This is a genomic window from Burkholderia sp. MS455, from assembly GCF_016899445.1.
GTDB classification, from domain to species: Bacteria; Pseudomonadota; Gammaproteobacteria; order Burkholderiales; family Burkholderiaceae; genus Burkholderia; species Burkholderia pyrrocinia_C.
Map to the genome: position 1 here is coordinate 2,557,490 of NZ_CP041778.1, position 21,306 is coordinate 2,578,795.

The window sequence follows — 21,306 nt, forward strand, 5'->3', positions numbered from 1 at the left end:
CCATCCAGGCCGGCGCCGGGACCGCTCGTGACAAGCTCCAACCGGTTCCCGGTCCGTACGCGTGTGCGCCCACAGCCATCCGGCCCCGACCGCCGGAAACCTAGAGTCTCCCCTCCATTTCGGCCTTTCATTAGGACAAATCCTCACCCCAGGGGGCTGGCGCGCCATGCCGAACCGGCTATCATCATTACATCAATCAATGGCACATTTAATGCTGACTGAATAATTCGCGACGGGAACACCGGCGGATGCATTCCGGATCAGCGCCCCGCTTTGCACAGGACCGGAGCGCGCTTTGCGTGGGACCGGAGTCAGTACCGAAGCACCAACACCGGTCGACAAGCGCTGAAGCGCCCGCTCTGGCCGACATATGGAGACGCATCATGGCCGACCACCACCCGCTGCCGGAAGTCCACCTCGACGAGTTGCCGCAATTCCGCGCGGTCCAGCAGCTTGCCTACCGCTGCGTCGAAACCGTCGGCGCGATGCTCTACCCCGGCATCACCGAGAAGGAAGCCGCGCGCCTGCTGACCGAATGGCTGCAGGACAACGGCGTGCACGACTGGCTGCACAAGCCGTTCGCGTGGTTCGGCGACCGCACCGCGTTCGAGGGGTTCTCGGGCCTCAAGCACATGGGCGGCTTCAATCTCGCGTTCTTCCCGAGCAACCGGCAGCTCGAAACCGACATGCCGGTGATCCTCGACGTCGCGCCCGTGCTCGACGGCATCGTGGCCGACGTGGGCTACGCGCACTGCCTCGGCGAGAACCCGATCCTCGAACAGTTGCGGGACGACCTGATGGACCATCGCGACATGATCGTGCGGCTCGTGAAGGCGCGCCGATCGATGGCCGAGGTCGCGCAGGAAGTCGATGCGCTGTGCCGCCGCCAGGGCGTCGAGCCGCGCCACAAGGCCTATCCGTTCAAGGTGCTCGCGCATCGCGTCGCAAAGATCCACAAGCTGTCGAAGCCGCGCTTCGTCGCGCGTTTCGGGCTGAACGCGACGCGCAACCTGCTGCTCGACCAGGGCCGCGCGGCAAAGCAGCAGGGCTGGTCGCCGCTGTGGTCGATCGATCGCCGCTCCGAGCATGCGCCCGTGCCGGGCCTGTGGGCCGTCGAGCCGCACCTCGGCTTCGCCGGCGTCGGCGCGAAATTCGAAGAGCTGCTCGTGATCACCGACGACGACGCGTACTGGCTCGACGACGACCTGCCGCACGTGCGCCGCTGGCAGCGCCGCCAGGCCGAACGCGCGCGGGCCGCCGCCTGACGTGCCCGCGCCTTTCCTCCCGAATCCCTGAACGACGGACTCACGATGCAGCCTCTTTCCGACGAAGCGCCGCTGGCCCTGTTCGAATCGGTTCATAACGAGACGGCGGTCGCCTCGGGCGACCTGACGCTCGCGGTCAAAACCTGGGGCGAACCGGCCCGTTCGCCGGTCGTGCTCGTGCACGGTTATCCCGACGACAGCAGCGTCTGGCGGCACGTCGCACCGCTGCTCGCGCGCAAGCACTACGTGATCGCTTACGACGTGCGCGGCGCGGGCCTGTCCGGCGTGCCGAAGCGCACGGCCGACTATCACCTCGCGAAGCTGACCGACGATTTCATCGCGGTGATCGATGCACTCTGCCCCGGCCGCGCCGTCCATCTGATCGCGCACGACTGGGGCTCGATCCAGGGCTGGGAATTCGTCACCGATCCGCGCCTTTCCGGCCGCATCGCGTCGTACACGTCGTGCTCGGGGCCGTGCCTCGACCACGTCGGCTTCTGGCTGCGCGAACGCGTGCTGCGCCCGACGCCCGCGTCGCTGGCCAGGCTCGGCGGCCAGCTCGTGCGGTCGTGGTACGTGTACCTGTTCCACCTGCCGTTCATCCCCGAGCTTGGCTGGCGGCTGTGGCTCGGCCGCGCATGGCCGCGCCTGCTGCGCCGCCTCGAAAAGACGCCCGCCGCGCCGCGCCCGACGCAGGCCGACGACGGCGCGCGCGGCGTGCGCCTCTATCGCGCGAACTTCATCCGCTGCCTGTTCGCGCCGCGCGAACGCTACGCGCATGCGCCCGTGCAGACGATCGTGCCGCTCGGCGACAAGTACGTGAGCCCCGCGCTGTCCGAGAACCTGTCGCGCTGGGTGCCGCAGTACTACCGGCGCGAAGTTGCGGCCGGCCACTGGCTGCCGCTCGCCGATCCCGCGCGCTTCGCGGATCTCGCCGGGCAACTGATCGACGCGGTCGAATCGGGCCACGAACCGCCCGCGCTCGCGAACGCGCGCCGCCGCGCAACCAGCGGGCGCTTCAGCGGCAAGGTCGCGGTCGTCACCGGCGCGGGCAGCGGCATCGGCCGCTGCGCGGCCCTCGCGTTCGCCCGCGAAGGCGCGACGGTCGTCGCCTGCGACATCGATGTCGCGAGCGCGGAGCGCACTGCGCTGCTGATCGGGCTGACCGGCGCGCAGGCACACGCGAAGCGCGTCGACGTCGGGTCCGCCGACGAGATGGAAGCGCTCGCGGCGTGGGTCGGCAGCGAACTCGGCGGCGCGGACGTCGTGATCAACAACGCGGGCATCGGCATGGCCGGCGGCATCCTCGACACGAGCACGCGACACTGGGAGCGCATCCTGCACGTGAACCTGTGGGGCGTGATCCACGGCTCGCGGCTGTTCGCGCGGCAGATGGCCGCGCGCGGCACCGGCGGCCACATCGTCAACACCGCGTCGGCCGCCGCGTTCGGGCCGTCGCGCGACCTGCCCGCGTATGCGACGACGAAGGCCGCCGTGCTGATGCTCAGCGAATGCATGCGCGCGGAACTCGCGGAGCAACGCATCGGCGTGACGGCCGTGTGCCCCGGTTTCGCGGAAACCGGAATCATGGCGTCGACGCAATACGCCGGCGCCAACGCGCAGGACGAAGCGCGGCTGCGCAAGCGCGCGACGAAGCTGTACCAGATGCGCGGCCTGAAACCCGAAACCGTCGCGCAGGCGATGGTCGACGGCGTGCTGCGCAACCGCCCCGTCGTCGCGGTCGGCGGCGAAGCGCACGCGATGCGCTTGGTCGGCCGCTTCATGCCGTGGCTCGGCCGGATGATCGCCCGCGTCGGCATGGCATCGCATTGACGGCGCATGACGCCGCACAGGGAGACAGACGCAAATGACCGCTACCGCCGACTACCACAAGATCAAGGCCCGGCACGTGAAGTTCGACTTCAGCGACACGCCGATCACCTGGGTGCCGAACGATCCGGGCAGCACCCACATCATCAACACGCTGAACCTGCTGTTCCCGGAAGGCGAACTGTGGTTCTGCCGCGTGTACAACAAGGCGCTGCCGCTGATCACCGATGCGCGCCTGCGCGACGAGGCCGAAGGCTTCCTGCGGCAGGAAGCCGTGCACTCGCGTTCGCACGGCGGCGTGCTCAAGCACTATTACGACCGGCACGGGATCGACACGAAACCGTTCACGCAGAAGCTCAACCGGCTGTTCACGCGCGTGCTCGGCGAACAGCCGCTCGGGCTGAAGATCGGCCATACGCGTTTCTGGCTGCGGCAGCAGCTCGCCGTGATCGCGTCGCTCGAACACTTCTTCGGCTATCTCGGCAACTGGGTGCTCAACGCGCACGGGCTCGACGAAGGCCATGCCGACCCGACGATGGTCGACCTGCTGCGCTGGCACGGCGCCGAGGAAGTCGAGCACCGCACCGTCGCGTTCGACATCTACCGGCACCTGGGCGGCACCTATCCGGAGCGCTGCGTGCACATGGCGTTCGTGATCCTGCTGCTGCTCTACTACATCACGACCGGCGCGAAGTTCATGTACAGGCGCGACCCGGACGCCGGCCGCTACCCGGGCTTCGTGCTCGCGTGGTGGCAGGGCTCGCGGCGCGGGCACCTGCCGTCGTTCTGGAAGGTGATCGGCGCGGCACTGCGCTATTTCAAGCCGGGCTATACACCGCATCACGAAGGCTCGACCGAGCAGGCGCTCGAATACCTCGCGCGCTCGCCGGCCGCCCAGGCGGCCGCGCACGGCGGCAACTGGGGCACCACGAAGGGTGCGTAACCGGGTTTCCGGCGGGCGCGGCGGGCGGCGCCCGCCGAAATGCGTACAATCGCGGCTTCATTTCCCGGAGGTGCCGCGATGGCCATGAAGAAAACCGATCTCGAAAAGAACAAGGCGCTCAAGCTGACGCATGCGATGAAGCAGTCGGGCGCCACCCGTTTCGGCAAGGGCGCCGAAGACGCGGCAAAGCTCGACCGCCGCGCGCAGCGCAAGCTCGACCAGGAACAGGGCCTCGTGCCGTTCGCGTGCAAGCTCAACGCCGAGCTCGTCGAACAGCTGAAGGCGCGCGCGGCCACGCATCCCGAAGGGATGACGGGCCTGCTGTCCGAATTGCTCGTGAACGGGCTCGCGCAACGCGACGCGTAACCGCCACGCATCTCGAAAATGTCGTTGACAGCGCCGCGCCGCCACGACACACTCGTTCGCATGCCTACGTTCAAGCTCATCGCCATCGCGAATCATTGCCCGGTGAACATTCGAAAGAATGGATCACGGGAGGCGCTTGTGCGTTAGCAATCGAGCAGTACCGCATGTCACACAAGGCCTCGCCGGAAACGGATGAGGCCTTTTTGTTCTGGTGCGCGTCATCCGTCCGGCTCACTGAATGGAGAAGACGATGGACCAGGCAAGCCCGCTGTTTGACCGTCCCGACCGGCGCCGCGCCGGCATGATCGCGTTACCGACCGTCGTGATCCGTTTCGCGGTCGCGCCGCGCACGACGATGACCTGGCGCGCGCCGCAAGACGCGGAGATCCGCGCACATGGCGCGGCGCTATGGATCACGCGCCCGCCGAGCGTCGACGACTACTGGGTGCAGCCCGGCGACGTGCTGCGCATCGCACGCGGCGACCGCATCTGGATCGGCACCGATGCCGACCGATCGGCCGAAGCGTCGATCACGACCGCCTATGTGCGGCGCGGCGAGCGCTTCAGGCGCACGCTCGCGCAAGTGCAACGTTTGCTCGTCGGGGTATGGAGAAGGAGTGGATGATTGACGCGCCGTCACGCACGCGAGACGCGGAACGGCCGCGACCGCAAACAGACGCACCTGCGGCGCTAACCGCCGCAGGTGCGCATCGAATGACGCGGCACGCCAATGCGTGCCGCGAGCGATCGCGCGCCGTGCGCAGCAACCGGATGCAGCAGGTGCATCAGGTGCTGGCGGCGAGACGCGGGCCCGTGCTTCGGGGAGTCGAATCGAGCTCGGGGCGTAGCGCAGCCTGCGAAGTCACCCACGGATCGATGCCCTGCTTCTGCACCTCTTCGAGGAATGACACACGTGTACGCCAGTAATCCGCCTGTAATTTCGCATCGATGACGCGCTGTTCCGCAGTGAACAGTTCCATGCGCGCCGTCACGAGCATCGACGCAGCGGTTTTTTCCGGCGTGGGGGCGTGTCGCATCGCCCAACGGCTGATCCAGTTCAACATGCTGACCTCCGTGATTACGGACGAACCCGCATCGGGCAATCGCAATCGGCCATGCCTGCCCAAACGCGCAACGGCCTTGACCGCCATTCACCGCCTGGCCTGCACGGACTGCGACTCCCCCGCGTCGGCAATTACCGGCCGGCGTGTGCATGCGCGGTGTATCTATCCTAGAAAGACTTGCCGGTTTATGCGATGGGGTCTTGCAATCTTTTACACAGAAACCACAGTCGCCCACGCGTCGCGAAATGACAGTTGCGGGCGGAACGGCTTCGGCGCAGGATAGCTCGTTATCTGCAACCGCCTGGGCTGACGAATGGCCGCTGCACGCCGCAGCGCTCTCGCACCGGCCACGCACGCGCGTTCGCGCGCACGTCATGCCTGCACCGTATTCGTGCAGCATGCAGACGCTTCGTTTCAGTCGAATGTCATCGCGTACCGGCCGCGCGCAATGTGGTCGGTGTGCCGTTGCGCACGCATCGGCCGCCCCCTGTTCGTCACGCTCCCGTTTTTACCCTTTCCGCCCGCCCGTTCCGACCGAACCGGTAAAATGCGCGCCTTCGTCGCGCGGCCGGGCTGCCAGACCGTTCGCGCACCGGCAGCCGATCGTGCCCTCCAACTATATCGTCCGAGCTATCCGCGCTATTACAATCCGCCGATAGCCGGGCAATAGTGGCTGGTTACATTAAGCCCGCCGCTGCCTTTACAACAATTCGGCACAACAAGCAACACGACAACCCGACCGGAGAAACGCCCTAATGGAATCCATCAAGCGGTATTTCGGCTTCGCTGAAGCCGGCACCGACTTCCGCACCGAAATACTCGCGGGCGTCACCACGTTCCTGACGATGGCCTACATCATCTTCGTCAACCCCGCGATCCTCGGCGACGCCGGCATGCCGAAGGAATCCGTGTTCGTCGCGACCTGCCTCGTCGCGGCGCTGGCTTCGATCATCATGGGGCTGTACGCGAACTACCCGATCGCATGTGCGCCGGGCATGGGCCTGAACGCGTATTTCGCGTACACGGTCGTCAAGGGGATGGGCTTCACGTGGCAGGCCGCGCTCGGCGCGGTGTTCATCTCCGGCTGCCTGTTCCTGCTCGTCACGCTGTTCCGCGTGCGCGAAGCGATCGTCAACGGCATTCCGAAATCGCTGCGGATCTCGATCACGGCCGGCATCGGCCTGTTCCTCGGCATCATCTCGCTGAAGACGTCGGGCGTGATCGTCGGCAGCCCGGCCACGCTCGTCACGCTCGGCGACCTGCACAAGCACGACACGATCCTCGCGATCGTCGGCTTCTTCACGATCGTCACGCTCGACCACCTGCGCGTGCGCGGCGCGATCCTGATCGGCATCATCGGCGTCACGATCCTGTCGTTCTTCTTCGGCGACAACCAGTTCCACGGCGTGTTCTCCGCGCCGCCGTCGATCGACGCGACGCTGTTCAAGCTCGACATCCGCGCCGCGCTGTCGACCGGCATCATCAACGTGATCCTGGTGTTCTTCCTCGTCGAGCTGTTCGATGCGACGGGCACGCTGATGGGCGTCGCGAACCGCGCGGGCCTGCTCGTCGAAGGCAAGATGAACCGCCTGAACAAGGCGCTGCTCGCCGACAGCACGGCGATCGTCGCGGGCTCGGTGCTCGGCACGTCGTCGACTACCGCGTATATCGAAAGCGCATCGGGCGTGCAGGCCGGCGGCCGCACGGGCATGACGGCGGTCACCGTCGCGGTGCTGTTCCTCGCGTGCCTGTTCATCGCGCCGCTCGCCGGCGTCGTGCCGGGCTACGCAACCGCTCCGGCGCTGCTGTACGTGTCGTGCCTGATGCTGCGCGAGATGGTCGACGTGCCCTGGGACGATGCGACGGAAGCCGTGCCGGCCGCGCTGACCGCGCTGCTGATGCCGTTCACGTACTCGATCGCGAACGGCGTCGCGTTCGGCTTCATCGCATACGGCGGCCTCAAGCTGCTGACGGGCCAGGCCCGCACGGTCAAGCCGATCGTGTGGATCATCGCGGCCGTGTTCCTGTTCCGCTACTTCTATCTCGGCAGCGAATGACGGATGCGCTTCGGCGCGATGCATGACGGGAAACGCCGCCTTCGGGCGGCGTTTTTGTTCGGGCATGCGCCCGGCGCGAACGACGCCACGTCATGCATCCGCTTCCCCGAGCACCCAGCGTGCAAAGGTCTGCAGCGGCCCGTCGCCAAGATCCAGCGCTTCGGGCAACACGAGACAGAAGCGCTTGACCACGCCCCGACCATCCGGCCAGGGCGCGGCGAGCAACCCTTGCGCAATCTCGGTGTCGACATACAGCCGCGGCACCAGCGCGACGCCGAGCCCGGCCAGGGCTGCCGCGATCAGCATCGAGTAAAGATCGTAGCGCGCACCGGCGGCCGGATTGCTCACCGGCAACCCCGTTTCCTGCACGTACGCCGACCACGCGTCGGGCGTCTGGCGCTTGTGAAGGCGCGGCAGCCTGCCCAGCAACGCGTCCGGATGCCCGCTCGCGAGCAGCGACGGGTGGCAAACCGGCACCAGCACCTCCTCGCATAGCCGGTACGTATGCATGCCGGCCCAGGCAGGATGCTCGAAGTGAATCGCTGCGTCGAATCCGCTGCCGGCCAGCACGAACGGATCCGCGCGATCCGCGAAATGCACCGTGATGTTCGGATGCTGCGCCTGGAACCGCTTGAGCCGCGGAATCAGCCAGCGCGTCGCAAACGTCGGCGTCACGGCGATATCGACGCTGCCGCCGTCGCCGGGCTGCCCCATCATGTACTGGCTGTCGCGCTCGAGCCGGTCCAGCACTTCGCGAACCTGCGCCGCATAGCGCGCGCCGTTCGGCGCAACCCGAACGCGGTTGCCGACACGCTCGAACAGCGCCACGCCGAGAAACGTCTCCAGCCGGCCGATCTGCCGGCTGATCGCCCCTTCCGTCAATGCCAGTTCGTCGGCGGCGCGCGCGAAGCTGCCGTGCCGCGCCGCGGCCTCGAATGCCATCAATGCCGAATTGCTCGGAATCCTGCGTCGCGTCACGATTGCTCCCGGTCCGACGATCGTCGGTCAAAGCTTGATTAAATATCAATGAACGGTGACGAATTATCGTTTTTCGCCGCTACAACGCCTGATTATCATGACAAAAACTCAACCAGTCGAGCGGCGATCAATCCTGAAAGCCGCTTGCTCCCCGTGGAGGCGTGATGATCTATACCGTTGAATGCAGCTTCGCCGACCGTGCCACCGAAGCCGAGTGGAACGATTTCTACAGCAGGATCAAACTTCCGGCGCTGATCTCCGTATCCGGCTTCCGCACGTCGCAACGCTTTCGCGCCCTCGGCGGCGACGGCCCCATCTACCTCGCGCTTCACACGATCGAGAGCCCCGACGTGCTGACGTCGGCCGAGTATCGCGACAAAGGCGGCGGCAATTTCGCGCGCTGGCAGCCGCATATCGTCGAGTGGAGACGCAACGTGTACGACGGCGCGGCACCCGCGCCGACCGTGTCCGGCCATCAGTGGCTGGCCGCGTGCGACGACGTTGCCCCATTCGCGCGAGCGGGCATCGCAGCCAGCGCGATTCACGCGATCGCGCTGGACCGCCAGCCGGCCCATCGCTGGCTGGCCGTCCTGACACACGATCAGGCGCGGCTCGCGTCCGAGCCGTCCGACACCGCGATCCGGCTCTACGCGCCGATGGGCGACCAACTCGTCGGCGCGCCGGCGTCGACGTCCGCACGCTGACGGGAGCCCTGTCATGCCCAGCGTCACGATTTTCATCCCCGAGGCGAGCATGCCGTCGAACGCCGCACTCGACGCGCTCTCGTCGGCCTGCGCGACCCTCTGCACCGACGTGTTGCGGGCCGCACCCGGCACGGTCCATGTCGTTCATGTCCCGGTCAGGCACGGCTGCGGACATCCCGTCAGCGCGGAGATCCGCTATCGCCTCGAATCATTTCGCACCACTGAGTTAATGAACCGATTCATGACCGATCTGGATCGCGAAATTCTCCGCCACACCGGATTCGTCGCACGCATCCGCTGCTTCGGCTACGACACGATCCACCTTCACGCCCGACATTGATCCATGAGCGAACCACTTCCCTGCTTCCCGTTCCGCCGGATCGGCGATTTCTCGGTCACCGCGATAAGCGACGGCACGCTGACGGCCGGCCTCGACTTGCTTTCGAACATCGCGCTCGACGACGCGACCGGCATCATGCACCGGGCGGGCATCCACACGCCGTCCAGCGTGAACATCAACTGTTACGTGATACGCGGGAACGGCCGCACCGTGCTTGTCGATGCCGGCGCCGGCGGCATCCGGAACTGGGGCGGCCGCCTGATTCCGTCGCTGTCGCGAGCCGGCATCGATACGCGCGACATCGACACGATCCTGCTGACGCACGCGCATCCCGACCACATCGGCGGCCTGCTCGACGCGAGCGGGCAGCCGGCCTTTCCGGATGCGGAGGTGCTCATTCACGAACGGGAACGCTCGTTCTGGCTGGACGGTGAATCGTACGATCGAGCGAATGAGCGAGCTCGCGTCAATTTCCGGATCGCGCGGCACACTTTCAACGTCTATCGGGCAAAGCTGCGCACCATCGATGCAGGCGGCGTGCTGCCCGGCATCGTAGCCGTGCCGCTGCCGGGGCATACGCCCGGTCACACCGGCTATCGCATCGAATCGCGTGGCGAGTGCCTGCTGATCTGGGGCGATCTCGTGCATTTCGCGCCGATTCAGGTGGCTCGCCCGGACGTCTCGATCGCGTTCGATCACAATCCGTCGCAGGCGTTTGCGACGCGCGCGGCAACACTCGCCGAGGCCGCTTCGGACAACCTGCTGATTGCGGGAATGCACCTCGCCGAAGCCGGCTTCGCACGCATTACGCGAACGAACGGCGAAACAGGCGGCGCGTATGCGCTCACCGGGGCGGACTGAGCGAAACGGAACAACGGGCACGCCATCGCGCCGCACGACGATCGGATCGGCCGCGCATCAGGCGGCGTCAGCGTGCGGTCGAACGAGCGTGCGCCGATACGACACGGGCGCCGGTATTCGGCGCCCGCTCAGTCGCTGTCCGGTCGTCCGGTTCAGCGCCAGTTCGCCTCGTAGAAGCGCACATAACCGCTGCGCAGCGTCACGCATTGCGCGCGCGTCTCCGACAGCAGGCGCCGTGCGGCCGCCTCGATGCGATCGCGGTGCTGGTCGAATGCGCCGACCATGTCCTCGAAGCGCGGCGATGCCGCGCCGAAGTGGTCTTCCAGCGCCTCGGCAGTGATCTGACACTGGACGCGCTCGCCATTGACCAGCGCGGTGAACCCCAGCATCAGGTCGCGCCCCGAATATTCAGGCTTCTCGTTCGTGAAATGGATCTGCATGAAGCCGCCTCGACCGGTAGAAAACGAATGACCGCGTGCGTCGTCCGCCACCGGCCGGACGAAATGTACGCGGGCTCGCCAGCGGAAGCACCGTCCGCGGGGTATGGCGCGGACAATGCCTGCTGGTTGCTTTCCACTTTAGACGGTTTCGCGCAGGAGACAAATTTTCCGGCATGCGTCGTTCCGACGCGCATTTCATCAGATCAGCGCGGCTTGCGGCACCGTTTCGGAAACGGGCATCAGTGCGGATCGGTGGGCCAGACGTTGAGCGCGATCGCGGCCGTCGCGACGCCCACCGCAATCGCGGCCGCCCCGTATCGCACCGCATCGGTCAGATCGAACAGCAACCCGTGGATCGCCACGGCAATGCCGCCCAGCATGATGAAGGTGGCAATGGCCGCCAGCACGACTCTCAGTTCCGTCCGAACCATGATGCGTCTCCCGAACGGATGCATGTCGCGTCGCATGCATGTTGCAATGCGGAACACGGCGCGTGCGTGTTCCATTTCCATCATTGCATGCGGCCATTTAAAAGCAAGTGGATTTTGTCCGCGGTCGCATATCGCACGTGGCGCTTGTATGATGATGCGTACCCGGATGGTCGGCCTTCGTGCCCGATGGTGCGCCGCAAGCGAAACGTGGAATCCGCAGATGATTTCGGCGATATGGCTTCGGCAAGTACCGCGGCACAGGATTGGCCGATCAAGGAGCATGAGGCCCGAGTAAGCGCTGAAGCGCTAAAGCGCTAACTGGGGCCGACCGCGAAGCATGGGACCAGAGTAAGCGCTGAAGCGCTAACTCTGGCCGACAGGAGACAAGTCATGCCGCAACCCTTCGTGCTGCCCGCCACCGCGGGTCGCACCGACCTGCTTGCGCAGGCGCATGCGCGTTCGACCGCGGTCGGCCTGCGCGCGCACGAGCGCCCCGATTTCTCGGCGCTGTCGCGCACCGCGCTGCGCGAACTGCTCGACACGAATCATGCACTGTTCTCGCACGCCCGCCCGGTGATGGAGAACCTCCACGCGCAAATCGCCGATACGCAAAGCCTCGTGCTGCTGACCGACGCCGACGGCGTGATCCTGCACAGCATCGGCGACGCGGACTTCATCGAGAAAGCCAACCGCGTCGCGCTGTGCACCGGCGTGTCGTGGGCCGAAGGCGCGCGCGGCACCAACGCGATCGGCACCGCGCTCGCATCGGGCCAGGCCGTCGCGGTGCACGGCGCCGAACATTTCCTGCGCGCCAATCACATCCTCACCTGCTCGTGCGCACCGATCTTCGATCCGTTCGGCCGCACGCTCGGCACGCTCGACGTCAGCGGCGACCCGCGCGGCTCGAGTCCGCATACGCTCGCGCTCGTGCGGATGTCCGCACAGTTGATCGAAAACCACTTGTTCGCGAACCAGTGTGCGGAAGCGTTGCGGCTGCGCTTTCACGCGCACGAGGATTGCGTCGACTCGCTGTTTGCGGGGCTCGTCGCGTTCGGCCCCGACGGCGGGCTGATCGCCGCGAACCGCAGCGCACAATTCCAGCTCGGCGCGCCGTTCGATGCATTGCAGCACCAAGGCTGCGACGCGCTGTTCGGCATGCGCTTCGGCCAGCTCGCGCAGCAGGCGGCGCGCGCGCCCGGCGCGACGTTCCGTCTCACGCTGTCGACCGGCGTACGCGTACTCGCGCGCTGCGAATTCGCGGAAGCGCAGCGCACGACCGTCGCCGTCACGCCGCCCGCACCGGCCGCGCGCGTGCGCGCGCCGGACCCCGACGCGATCACGTTCGCGACGCTCGACACCGGCGACGCACGCATGGCCGCCGTGCTCGAGCGCGTCGCGAAGATCCGCGGGCGCGACCTGCCGCTGCTGATCCTCGGCCAGACCGGCACCGGCAAGGAATGGCTCGCCCGCGCGCTGCACCAGGCATCGCCGCGCGCGGACGGTCCGTTCGTCGCGGTCAACTGCGCGGCACTGCCCGATTCGCTGATCGAGGCCGAACTGTTCGGCTATGAGGACGGCGCGTTCACGGGCGCGCGCAAGCGCGGCAGCCCCGGCAAGATCGCGCAGGCCGACGGCGGCACGCTGTTTCTCGACGAGATCGGCGACATGCCGCTCGCGCAGCAGGTCAGGCTGATGCGCGTGCTCCAGGAACGCGCGGTGATGCCGCTCGGCGGCGCGCGCGCGGTGCCGGTCGACGTGCGCGTGGTCTGCGCGACCCATCGCGACCTGCGCGCGATGATCGCCGAAGGCACGTTCCGCGAAGACCTGTTCTACCGGATCAACGGGCTCGCGGTCACGCTGCCGGCGCTCGCCGCGCGTACCGACCTGCCCGCGCTCGTCGACCGGATTCTCGCGCGGCTCGCCCGCAGCGAGCCGATGCCGCGCCGCATCGCGGCCGACGTGCTCGACGCGTTCACGCGCCACCGCTGGCCCGGCAACCTGCGGCAGATGACCAACGTGCTGCGCACGGCCGGCATGCTCGCCGAAGACGAAGCCGAAATCACGCTCGTGCATTTGCCCGACGATTTCTGGCTCGACTGCGACGATGCGACGGCGGCACCTGCTGCTGCGGCCGCGACAGCACCGGCCGACCCGCGCGAAGGAACGACGCTGCAAAGCCATCAGGCCGCGGTGATCGACGCGGTTCTCGCGCGGCACGGCGGCAACGTGTCGGCGGCCGCGCGCGAGCTCGGCCTCGCGCGCAATACCGTGTACCGGTACCTGCGCCGGCACTGATACCCGCGGCCGGCGGGCGCCGGCCGCACGCGGCTTCGGGTATGCTTGGCGCGTTGCCGCCGATCCGCCGCCCACTTCCCATGACCACCCCGGAACACCCTCCCCTCGTGCGTATCGAGCCGCTCGGCACGACCTTCGATGCGCCCGATTCGCTGACGCTGCTCGAGGCCGCCGCGTTCGCGCGCGTGTCGCTGCCGCGCTCGTGCCGCAACGGCACGTGCCGAAGCTGCCTTTGCCGGATCGTCAGCGGCAGCGTACGCTATACGATCGAATGGCCGGGGTTGAGCCGCGAGGAAAAGGCCGACGGCTATACGCTGCCGTGCGTGGCCATCGCGACATCCGACCTCGTGCTCGACGTGCCCGACGCGGTCATGCTCGACTAGACATGGCGCGCAGTCGCGCGCGCCGTCCTGCAACGGTTGATCCTGCATGGAGAACGTGATGACCCAGCAAACCGATCGCATCGAAAAGCAGACCCTGCTCGCGGCATCGCCCGACCGCGCGTGGGAAGCCGTCAGCAATTCCGGGGAATTCGGCCACTGGTTCGGCGTCACGTTCGACGGGCCGTTCGCGGCCGACCAGCCGCTGTTCGGCCGCATCACGCCGACGCGCGTCGACGACGACATCGCCAAGGCACAGGAGCCCTATGCGGGCACCGTGTTCGAAATCGTCGTCGACCGCATCGAGCCGAAGCAACTGTTCTCGTTTCGCTGGCATCCGTTCGCGATCGATCCGAACTTCGATTACACATCCGAGCCGATGACGCTCGTCACGTTCACGCTCACCCCGCAGGCCGGCGGCACGCTGCTGACAGTCACCGAAACGGGTTTCGACCAGTTGATCGAAGCGCGTCGCGCGAAGGCGCGCGAGATGAACGATCAGGGCTGGGCCGCGCAGATGATGCTGATCACGAAATATCTGGCGAAGCACGCATAACGTGCCGCGATGCCGCACACCCCTGCCGACATGCGAATCGACGTGCGTGGCATAATCCGCTCCATCGTCGCCCATACGCCGCCGCGCATCGCATGCTGAGTCGTCGTCTCCGGAAGATCGGCAGTCTGATCGGGATGCTCGCCATCCTGATGACGGCGCTCGCGCCGACGATCTCGCAGGCGCTGACGACGCAAGGCCGCGTCGATGCATTGCTGGCCGGCTACTGCACGGCCGCGCCGGCCACCGGCGACCGCTCCGCCGATTCGTCGTCGAAGAGCCTGCAGGCCCACCTCCAGGCATGCGGCTACTGCAGCCTGCTTGCCCATACACCCGCACTGCCCGCGCCCGAACTGACGTTCGCGGCCAACGTACGCGTCATCCAGCACCGCGAAGCGACCCGCTTCGACAGCCTGCGCCGCGCGCTGCCGCTCACGGCCGCGCAGCCGCGCGCCCCTCCGCTCGCGTCCTGAACCGTCGTCATCGCGCGTGATGCCGTAGCGCATCGCGCGGTCCGCGCACGCCACCGGCGTGCGAGACGTGTCACGTTTCGAAGGACGATCATGTGTCACCGTGTTGCGCGCGGCGTCGTGCCGTGCGTGCGGTCGGCCGCTTCCGGTGCGTACTGTCGCGCCGACCGCAGCCGGCATCGGTGCCGCTGCGATGCCGCTCGCGCATCCGTCCGTCGAATCCGTGTGTCCATCCGATTCGCCACTCGCACAACCAGCCATGAAAACCACCCCGTTCGTTCGCGGCGCACTCGCCGCACTCGGCTTCGTCGTCATCCAGGCCGCCCAGGCCCACGCACTCCCGAAGACGCAGGAACCGGCCGCCGGCGCCACGCTCTCGAACGCGCCGCACGCGGTCACGATCGATTTCAGCGAAGCGCTCGAGCCGGCCTTCAGCTCGATCGCCGTCACCGACAGCCACGGGCAGTCGGTCGCCGACGGGAAATCGGCCGTCGACGCCGGCAACCGGAAGCGGATGCACGTCGCGCTGGCCAGCCTGACGGCCGGCACGTACACGGTCGCGTGGATCGCCGTAGCCAGCGACGGCCATCGCACGAAAGGCGGCTACACGTTCACGCTGAAGTGATGCACGCGATGCGCATCGGCGTTCCGCGCCGATCGCATTGCCATCGATGCCCCATGCAGCACCCCCGATAAGGAGAACAAACGATGAAACGCTCGATTCCGACCGGCCTGCTCTTCGCGCTGCTGGCGCTGCAAGCCCCCGCCACGTTCGCCGCACCGGCCGTGCAGGCTGACAACTGCTGGATCCGCGCGATGCCGGCGACGGTGCCGTCGTCCGGTTACTTCACGCTGAAGAACGACGGCGATGCGCCCGCCAGGCTGACAGGCATCGACACCCCCGCGTACGGGATGGCGATGGTGCATGAAACGCAGACGAACGGCAGCACCGCGAAGATGGTTCATGTCGACGCGGTCGAGGTGCCCGCGCACGGCGCCGTGACGTTCAAGCCGAAGAGCTATCACGTGATGCTGGAACAACCGCGCCAGCCCGTCGCGCCCGGCGCGAAGGTGCCGTTCCGGCTGCATTTCGCGGACGGCTCGACGGTGTCCGTGACCTGCGACGCGAAGGCGCCGGCGTACACCGGCCAGTAACGTTGCATGCGCAACTACCGATGGAGACGAACATGAAGCACCGCCTGCCGCTGGCCGACCTGATCGTCCGCTACCGGACGCCGCTGAATATCGCCGTCCTGATCGCCTGCGGGTTATGGGCCGCGTGGATCGCATGGATGACGCGGCCCGCCGCGATCGATACGCCGCCGTCGATCCCCGCGTACTGCATGCGCGACGCGCGCTGACGCACCGCGCCGGTTCCGGCGAATGCCTGCGCCATTTTGGCGTGGCATCATCGCTTCACCCCTACCGCCGGAACCGCCTTTCGGAGCGACGCATGGCCATTCAGACCTGGATGCTGTTTGCCGCAGCCTATCTCGCCACGACGCTGTCGCCGGGGCCCAACGTGCTGCTCGTCATCCGCAACACGGTGCGCTACGGCACGCGCGGCACCGCCGCGACGATCGCAGGCAACCTCGTCGCGCAGGGCGTGGTCGTGCTGCTGGTCGCGCTCGGCGTCGGCGCGGTGCTCGCCGCGATGCCGCCGCTGTTCGTCGCGATGAAGGTCGTCGGCGCAGCGTACCTGATGGTGCTGGGCGTCCGGCAACTGCGCGGCGACCGCAAGGCAGCCGGGGCGACCGGCGCAGCGGAGGTTGCCGTGCCCGACCGCGGGAAGCTGTTCCGCGAAGCGCTGTTCGTGTCGGGCAGCAATCCGAAGACGATGATCTTCCTGTCGGCGTTCATGCCGCAGTTCATCGTGCACGACCGACCGCTCGCACTGCAGTTCGTCGTGATGTACGTGACGATCGCGTGCACCGTCGTGGTCGTTCACAGCGTCTATTCGGCCGGCGTGCGCCGGTTCCATCGCGGCTTCGGCATGAGCCGCGCGGTGCGTACGCTCAAGCGCGTCAGCGGGCTGCTGTTCGTCGGGCTCGGGATCAAGCTGCTGACTGCACGGCAGGTCTAATAAGCGTACGCACGCCGGGCAACGGACGGCACGGCGGGCAGCCCATCCCCGTCAGACCTTCCACGCGGCCAGCGCGTCCACGATCCCGTCGAACGACGGCCGGGTGTCGATGTCCTCGCTCACGCACGCCGCCGCGAGCGCTTTCAGGTCACTCGCCCCACCCCATGTGTGCGGCGCGCAGTGCGCGAGCAATTCGCCGAGCAGATGGCCGAACGCGCGGACTTCCAGCCGTTCGAGCCGGGCGCCATGCCGCACGTCGCTCGCGTCGTAGAACGATGCCGCACCGAAATCGCCCAGCAGCGCGCCGCCCTCGCCGTCGTGCAGGATGTTGTGCGCATACAGGTCACCGTGCATGATGCCGCGCGCGTGCAGATGGCGTGCGGCCGACGCGATGCCGTGTGCGATCCGCACCGCCTCCGCCGGCTCGAATCGTGTGTCGGACGCATACACGTCGCGCGTGCAGGTTGCGAAGCTCGGCGGCCCGGCCAGGTTCGCGAGCGCAGGGGCGACCAGTTCCATCACGAGGCCGTGCGTGCCGTCCGGATGACCGCGCACCTTGCCGATCACCGGAATCACGTTCGGGTGGCGGCCGGCGTGCAGGCACGCGGCCATTTCACAATCGGGCAGCCCGTCGCTCGTCACCGCGCCCTTGAACAGCTTGACCGCGACCGCGCGCGGCGCATGACCGTCCGCGCGCCATTGCGCGCGGTAAATGACGCCCGACGCGCCTTCGCCCAGCTTCTGCTCGCACGAGAGCGACGCCCAGTCGACGTCCGCGACCTCCGGCCCGGCCGATGCCGCGGCTTCCGGCGCGGCGCTGAACGGATTGCCGGAGTAGGCGAGCCACGCAAGGCGCGGCAGGCGCGGCAACCAGCCGGGCAGTTCGTCCAGCCGGTTCGCCGACAGACGCACCAGTTCGAGCGCACGGCATGCGGCCATTTCGGCAGGCAGCGCGCGCAGCCGGTTGCCCGCGAGCATCAGCTTCTGCAATCGCGAGCAGTCGCCGATCTCGGCGGGCAGCGCGTCGATTTCGTTGTCGGTCAGGATCAGCCAGCGCAGCGCACGCGGCAGCGATCCGCGCGGCACCGTGCGGATCCGGTTCGCCTTGAAGCCGATCATGTCGAGTTGCGCGCACGCGCCGAGCACCTCGGGGAAGACGGTGAAGCGGTTGCCGGACGCGAACAGGATGCGCAGGCGGTGCAGCCGCGACAGGTCATCCGGCAGCGCGGCGAGCGCATTGCCGGACAGGTCGAGCACTTCAAGCGTGTCGGCCAGATCGAAAATCTCGCGAGGAAACTCGGTCAGCCCGCACGCGAGCTTGAGTTGCCGGGCGCCCGACAGTTGTCCGGCCTGCAGTTGTTCGAGGGTGGTGGTCACGGGGAGAAAGCGGATGGCAGTAGCGATGGTCGTCGGACCGATCGCACGAATTCTACCGGGATCGCCCTCAGGCACACCGCAATCGTGTCACACCCCCTTCACAAACGCGCAATGTGACGCTAGAATTGCGCCCCTTGCAGTGCAGTGCCGACGTGGTGAAATTGGTAGACACGCTATCTTGAGGGGGTAGTGGCGAAAGCTGTGCGAGTTCGAGTCTCGCCGTCGGCACCAGATGCGGTTTCTCCGCGTTTCGAGCATTTTCAACAACCCGCGACAGCGCATGGCCTCGCGGGTTTTTTGTTTTTATCGCGTTCGACGACACGATGCCGATGCAAGCCCGGCGCGCACCGGGAGATTCAAGCGCGGGACGGATCTGCCCCAAGCACCTCGGCACACCCCGCTAGGCCAGCAAAAGAAAATTGCGAACGACCGCCGACGGCTCGTCGCATCGCGACGCAATGGCAAGCCTTGCACGAAGCGCATTACCGGCGAACGGCCGATAGACGCCCCCGGCAACCTGCACCTGCGTAATCGCCTTCGGCACGACCGACACGCCCAGCCCGGCCGCGACCAGCGTCACCGCAGACGTGATTTGCGGCGCGGGTTGCGCCATGCGCGGCTCGAATCCGGCGGCATTGCATGCGGCGACGATGTCGTCGAACAGCGCGCTGCCGGCCTCCCGCGGCACCTGCACGAACGACTCGCCGGCCAGCTCGGCCAGATCGATGCGCCGACGCTGCGCCAGCCGATGCGCGACGGGCAGCGCGACGAACATCGGTTCCTCGTCCCAGTCGAATACCCGCAACGTCGCGGCGACACGACGTTCCGGCCGCACGATCGCGACGTCGAGATGCCCGGCATCCAGCGCCTCCAGCAGGACGCGCGAGGTCGCTTCCTGCAACGTCAGCTCCGCATCCGGAAACGCCTCCCGAAAGCGGCGAATCAGATCCGACACTTTCGAATTGAACGCCGCCGTCCCGGTGAAGCCCACCCGCAGATGCCCGGTTTCCCCGCGTGCGGCCCGCCTTGCCGCCCGCGCCGCCCGCTCGGCATCGTCGAGCACGCGGCGCGCCTCTTCCGCGAAGACCTCACCAGCCAGCGTCAGCTCGGCACCGCGCGCGGTCCGCTTGAACAGCTCCACGCCGAGTTCGCTCTCGAGCGCCTTGATCTGCTGGCTCAACGGCGGCTGACCGATGCCGAGCGTTTCGGCAGCCTTGGTGAAATTCGACGTGGCCGCCACGGCCAGAAAGTATCGGAGATGCCTGAGTTCCATTCGCTAGTGACCTCACGGTGAGCCGGGCCGGCTCGTCAGCCAGTGGTTAAACATATCGCTACGGTTTCTTTCATATATTGGACATATACATGACGGTGCGCAAGAATTCCGGCATTCCATCGCACATCGAGTGCACCCATGTCCTCCGCTTCGATTTCCCGATCCATGCCCAGTACGCGGAACGCCGCGCCCGATGCGCTGCCTGCCGGCGTGTCCCCGCGCTCGGCCGCGTACAAGCGCATCGCGCTGGCGCTCTTCCTCGCCGGCTTTTCCACCTTCTCGCTGCTGTACTGCGTCCAGCCGCTGCTTCCCGCGTTCGCACGGGAGTTCGGGCTGGGCGCGGCGTCGAGTTCGCTGTCGTTGTCGCTGTCGACCGGGATGCTGGCGGTCTCGATTTTGTGCGCCGGCGCACTGTCCGAACGCGTCGGACGACGCGGGCTGATGTTCGCGTCGATGACGCTGGCTGCCCTGTTCAATGTGCTCGCCGCGCTGTCGCCCAACTGGAACCTGCTGCTGGTCTGGCGTGCGCTCGAAGGTTTCGCGCTGGGCGGCGTCCCGGCGGTCGCAATGGCCTATCTCGCCGAAGAAATCGCGTCCGACGGGCTCGGTTTCTCGATGGGGCTCTATGTCGGCGGAACCGCGTTCGGCGGCATGGTCGGACGGATCGGCATGAGCGCGCTGGAAGAGCACTTCTCGTGGCGGACGGCGATGCTGACGATCGGCGTCGTCGATCTCTTCGCGGCAGTTGCCTTCGTGATGCTGCTGCCGCAATCGCGACGCTTCGTGAAGCGCACCGATCTGACGCTGCGCCACCATTTTCGGCTGTGGAACGCGCAACTGCGTCACGCCCGGCTCCCGTTCGTGTTCGCGATCGGCTTCCTGGTGATGGGCGCGTTCGTGACGATATACAACTATGCGGGGTTCCGGCTCACGGCGGCCCCTTTCAACCTGAGTTCGACCGAGTGCGGCCTGATCTTCGGCGCCTACCTGTTCGGGATGGTGTCTTCATCGAGCGCCGGCGCGCTCGCCGACCGCGTCGGACGGGCACCGGTGCTGGTCAGCGGCATGCTCGTATTCGCGGCGGGCCTCGCGCTGACGCTGTCGCATTCGCTCGCCGCGATCGTCGTCGGCATCGTGCTCGTCACGATCGGCTTCTTCGTCGCCCATGCGGTCGCGAGCGGCTGGGTCGGCCATCTCGCGGGATCGGCGAAAGGGCACGCCGCATCGCTGTACCTGCTTGCGTACTATCTCGGGTCGAGCGTGCTCGGCTCGGTCGGCGGGTCGTTCTGGCAACACGGCGCGTGGGCGGGCGTCGCCGCGTATGTCGCGGTGCTGCTCGCTCTCGGGTTGCTGGCTGCACGGCGATTGACCCGCGCGTAACGGGTGCGGCGGACGCCCCGCGTTTTTCGGTCAATCACCGTCTGCCGCATCGTCGCCGATTCCGATCCGGTCAATCAATATCAGGAAATCGAACTAAATCTGCCGGACATGCGGGCGAAGATCCGGATGCGTAATGCGGTAGTGGATATGCATGGCCGCGCGCCGGCACAAACCTCGTCGATGGTCGACTGATTCGAAGCCGCGACAAACGGCGGC

24 protein-coding genes and 1 tRNA gene are annotated in these 21,306 nt (G+C 67.1%); 19 read left to right on the forward strand and 6 right to left on the reverse strand.

The annotated features are described in order from the left end of the window. Window positions 1-383: 383 nt before the first annotated feature. The 5 genes from FPJ27_RS15780 (at window position 384) to FPJ27_RS15800 (ending at window position 5,029) form a co-directional block, all read left to right on the forward strand. Window positions 384-1,265, forward strand: a complete 882-nt coding sequence (locus FPJ27_RS15780) for a M24 family metallopeptidase (protein ID WP_204421741.1) — start codon at window positions 384-386, stop codon at window positions 1,263-1,265. A 45-nt stretch (window positions 1,266-1,310) separates the two neighbouring features. Continuing rightward, entirely contained in the window at window positions 1,311-3,098 is a 1,788-nt protein-coding gene (locus FPJ27_RS15785) for an SDR family oxidoreductase (protein ID WP_072441823.1), read from the forward strand. 34 nt (window positions 3,099-3,132) lie between these two features. Next, window positions 3,133-4,038, forward strand: a complete 906-nt coding sequence (locus tag FPJ27_RS15790) for a metal-dependent hydrolase (protein WP_204421742.1) — start codon at window positions 3,133-3,135, stop codon at window positions 4,036-4,038. 78 nt (window positions 4,039-4,116) lie between these two features. Beyond that, window positions 4,117-4,404 carry a hypothetical protein gene (locus FPJ27_RS15795; protein ID WP_034180641.1) on the forward strand — a complete coding sequence of 96 codons (288 nt, stop codon included), beginning with the start codon at window positions 4,117-4,119 and terminating at the stop codon, window positions 4,402-4,404. Between the two features lie 250 nt (window positions 4,405-4,654). Beyond that, the gene (locus FPJ27_RS15800) at window positions 4,655-5,029 is read left to right on the forward strand and encodes a DUF2917 domain-containing protein (protein ID WP_204421743.1); all 375 of its coding nucleotides are present in this window, start codon (window positions 4,655-4,657) and stop codon (window positions 5,027-5,029) included. Window positions 5,030-5,189: 160 nt separating this feature from the next. Here FPJ27_RS15800 and FPJ27_RS15805 read toward each other — a convergent pair whose 3' ends face one another. Beyond that, window positions 5,190-5,468: a hypothetical protein gene (locus FPJ27_RS15805; RefSeq protein WP_072441829.1), complete on the reverse strand. Its 279-nt coding sequence runs from the start codon at window positions 5,466-5,468 to the stop codon at window positions 5,190-5,192. Between the two features lie 755 nt (window positions 5,469-6,223). Here FPJ27_RS15805 and FPJ27_RS15810 point away from each other — a divergent pair. Beyond that, complete coding sequence (locus tag FPJ27_RS15810; RefSeq protein WP_204421744.1) at window positions 6,224-7,525, forward strand: NCS2 family permease; 1,302 nt, start codon at window positions 6,224-6,226, stop codon at window positions 7,523-7,525. A 90-nt stretch (window positions 7,526-7,615) separates the two neighbouring features. Here FPJ27_RS15810 and FPJ27_RS15815 read toward each other — a convergent pair whose 3' ends face one another. Beyond that, window positions 7,616-8,467: a LysR substrate-binding domain-containing protein gene (locus FPJ27_RS15815; RefSeq protein ID WP_204421745.1), complete on the reverse strand. Its 852-nt coding sequence runs from the start codon at window positions 8,465-8,467 to the stop codon at window positions 7,616-7,618. Window positions 8,468-8,667: 200 nt separating this feature from the next. Here FPJ27_RS15815 and FPJ27_RS15820 point away from each other — a divergent pair, with 200 nt between their 5' ends. Genes FPJ27_RS15820 through FPJ27_RS15830 form a run of 3 tightly spaced genes read left to right on the forward strand, consistent with a single transcriptional unit; the run spans window position 8,668 to window position 10,408 of the window. Further along, window positions 8,668-9,207 carry a sugar ABC transporter gene (locus tag FPJ27_RS15820; protein ID WP_204421746.1) on the forward strand — a complete coding sequence of 180 codons (540 nt, stop codon included), beginning with the start codon at window positions 8,668-8,670 and terminating at the stop codon, window positions 9,205-9,207. 13 nt (window positions 9,208-9,220) lie between these two features. Then, a complete protein-coding gene (locus FPJ27_RS15825; RefSeq protein ID WP_175959675.1) occupies window positions 9,221-9,547 on the forward strand; it encodes a hypothetical protein in 327 nt (108 codons plus the stop codon). Window positions 9,548-9,550: 3 nt separating this feature from the next. Beyond that, window positions 9,551-10,408, forward strand: a complete 858-nt coding sequence (locus FPJ27_RS15830) for an MBL fold metallo-hydrolase (RefSeq protein ID WP_204421747.1) — start codon at window positions 9,551-9,553, stop codon at window positions 10,406-10,408. A 152-nt stretch (window positions 10,409-10,560) separates the two neighbouring features. On the opposite strand, the gene FPJ27_RS15835 is transcribed toward FPJ27_RS15830, so the two are convergent. Then, window positions 10,561-10,848, reverse strand: coding sequence for a DUF1488 domain-containing protein (locus FPJ27_RS15835; protein WP_034180648.1), 288 nt, complete (start codon window positions 10,846-10,848; stop codon window positions 10,561-10,563). Between the two features lie 239 nt (window positions 10,849-11,087). Then, window positions 11,088-11,363, reverse strand: a complete 276-nt coding sequence (locus tag FPJ27_RS15840) for a DUF2964 family protein (protein WP_239483216.1) — start codon at window positions 11,361-11,363, stop codon at window positions 11,088-11,090. 306 nt (window positions 11,364-11,669) lie between these two features. Between FPJ27_RS15840 and FPJ27_RS15845 the strand changes: the two genes are divergently transcribed. The 8 genes from FPJ27_RS15845 to FPJ27_RS15880 all read left to right on the forward strand — a co-directional run bounded on the left by FPJ27_RS15845 (window position 11,670) and on the right by FPJ27_RS15880 (window position 17,060). Continuing rightward, the gene (locus tag FPJ27_RS15845; protein WP_204421748.1) at window positions 11,670-13,574 is read left to right on the forward strand and encodes a sigma-54-dependent Fis family transcriptional regulator; all 1,905 of its coding nucleotides are present in this window, start codon (window positions 11,670-11,672) and stop codon (window positions 13,572-13,574) included. Between the two features lie 80 nt (window positions 13,575-13,654). Continuing rightward, on the forward strand, window positions 13,655-13,957 hold the full coding sequence (locus FPJ27_RS15850) for a 2Fe-2S iron-sulfur cluster-binding protein (RefSeq protein ID WP_204421749.1): 303 nt from the start codon (window positions 13,655-13,657) through the stop codon (window positions 13,955-13,957). Window positions 13,958-14,015: 58 nt separating this feature from the next. Further along, the gene (locus tag FPJ27_RS15855) at window positions 14,016-14,510 is read left to right on the forward strand and encodes an SRPBCC family protein (RefSeq protein WP_204421750.1); all 495 of its coding nucleotides are present in this window, start codon (window positions 14,016-14,018) and stop codon (window positions 14,508-14,510) included. 92 nt (window positions 14,511-14,602) lie between these two features. Beyond that, on the forward strand, window positions 14,603-14,980 hold the full coding sequence (locus tag FPJ27_RS15860) for a DUF2946 domain-containing protein (protein WP_204421751.1): 378 nt from the start codon (window positions 14,603-14,605) through the stop codon (window positions 14,978-14,980). A gap of 256 nt (window positions 14,981-15,236) precedes the next feature. Continuing rightward, window positions 15,237-15,602, forward strand: a complete 366-nt coding sequence (gene copC, locus FPJ27_RS15865; RefSeq protein ID WP_204421752.1) for a copper homeostasis periplasmic binding protein CopC — start codon at window positions 15,237-15,239, stop codon at window positions 15,600-15,602. 83 nt (window positions 15,603-15,685) lie between these two features. Then, the gene (locus tag FPJ27_RS15870) at window positions 15,686-16,132 is read left to right on the forward strand and encodes a copper chaperone PCu(A)C (RefSeq protein WP_072441851.1); all 447 of its coding nucleotides are present in this window, start codon (window positions 15,686-15,688) and stop codon (window positions 16,130-16,132) included. Between the two features lie 32 nt (window positions 16,133-16,164). Continuing rightward, on the forward strand, window positions 16,165-16,338 hold the full coding sequence (locus FPJ27_RS15875) for a hypothetical protein (protein WP_204421753.1): 174 nt from the start codon (window positions 16,165-16,167) through the stop codon (window positions 16,336-16,338). 92 nt (window positions 16,339-16,430) lie between these two features. Further along, entirely contained in the window at window positions 16,431-17,060 is a 630-nt protein-coding gene (locus tag FPJ27_RS15880) for a LysE family translocator (RefSeq protein WP_204421754.1), read from the forward strand. A gap of 51 nt (window positions 17,061-17,111) precedes the next feature. Here FPJ27_RS15880 and FPJ27_RS15885 read toward each other — a convergent pair whose 3' ends face one another. Next, on the reverse strand, window positions 17,112-18,437 hold the full coding sequence (locus FPJ27_RS15885; RefSeq protein ID WP_204421755.1) for a protein kinase: 1,326 nt from the start codon (window positions 18,435-18,437) through the stop codon (window positions 17,112-17,114). 146 nt (window positions 18,438-18,583) lie between these two features. On the opposite strand from FPJ27_RS15885, the gene FPJ27_RS15890 reads away from it, so the two are divergent. Beyond that, window positions 18,584-18,668, forward strand: a tRNA-Leu gene (locus tag FPJ27_RS15890). A gap of 169 nt (window positions 18,669-18,837) precedes the next feature. Here FPJ27_RS15890 and FPJ27_RS15895 read toward each other — a convergent pair. After that, window positions 18,838-19,710: a LysR family transcriptional regulator gene (locus FPJ27_RS15895; RefSeq protein ID WP_204421756.1), complete on the reverse strand. Its 873-nt coding sequence runs from the start codon at window positions 19,708-19,710 to the stop codon at window positions 18,838-18,840. Window positions 19,711-19,848: 138 nt separating this feature from the next. On the opposite strand from FPJ27_RS15895, the gene FPJ27_RS15900 reads away from it, so the two are divergent. Continuing rightward, window positions 19,849-21,090, forward strand: a complete 1,242-nt coding sequence (locus tag FPJ27_RS15900) for an MFS transporter (RefSeq protein ID WP_204421757.1) — start codon at window positions 19,849-19,851, stop codon at window positions 21,088-21,090. Window positions 21,091-21,306 lie beyond the last annotated feature (216 nt).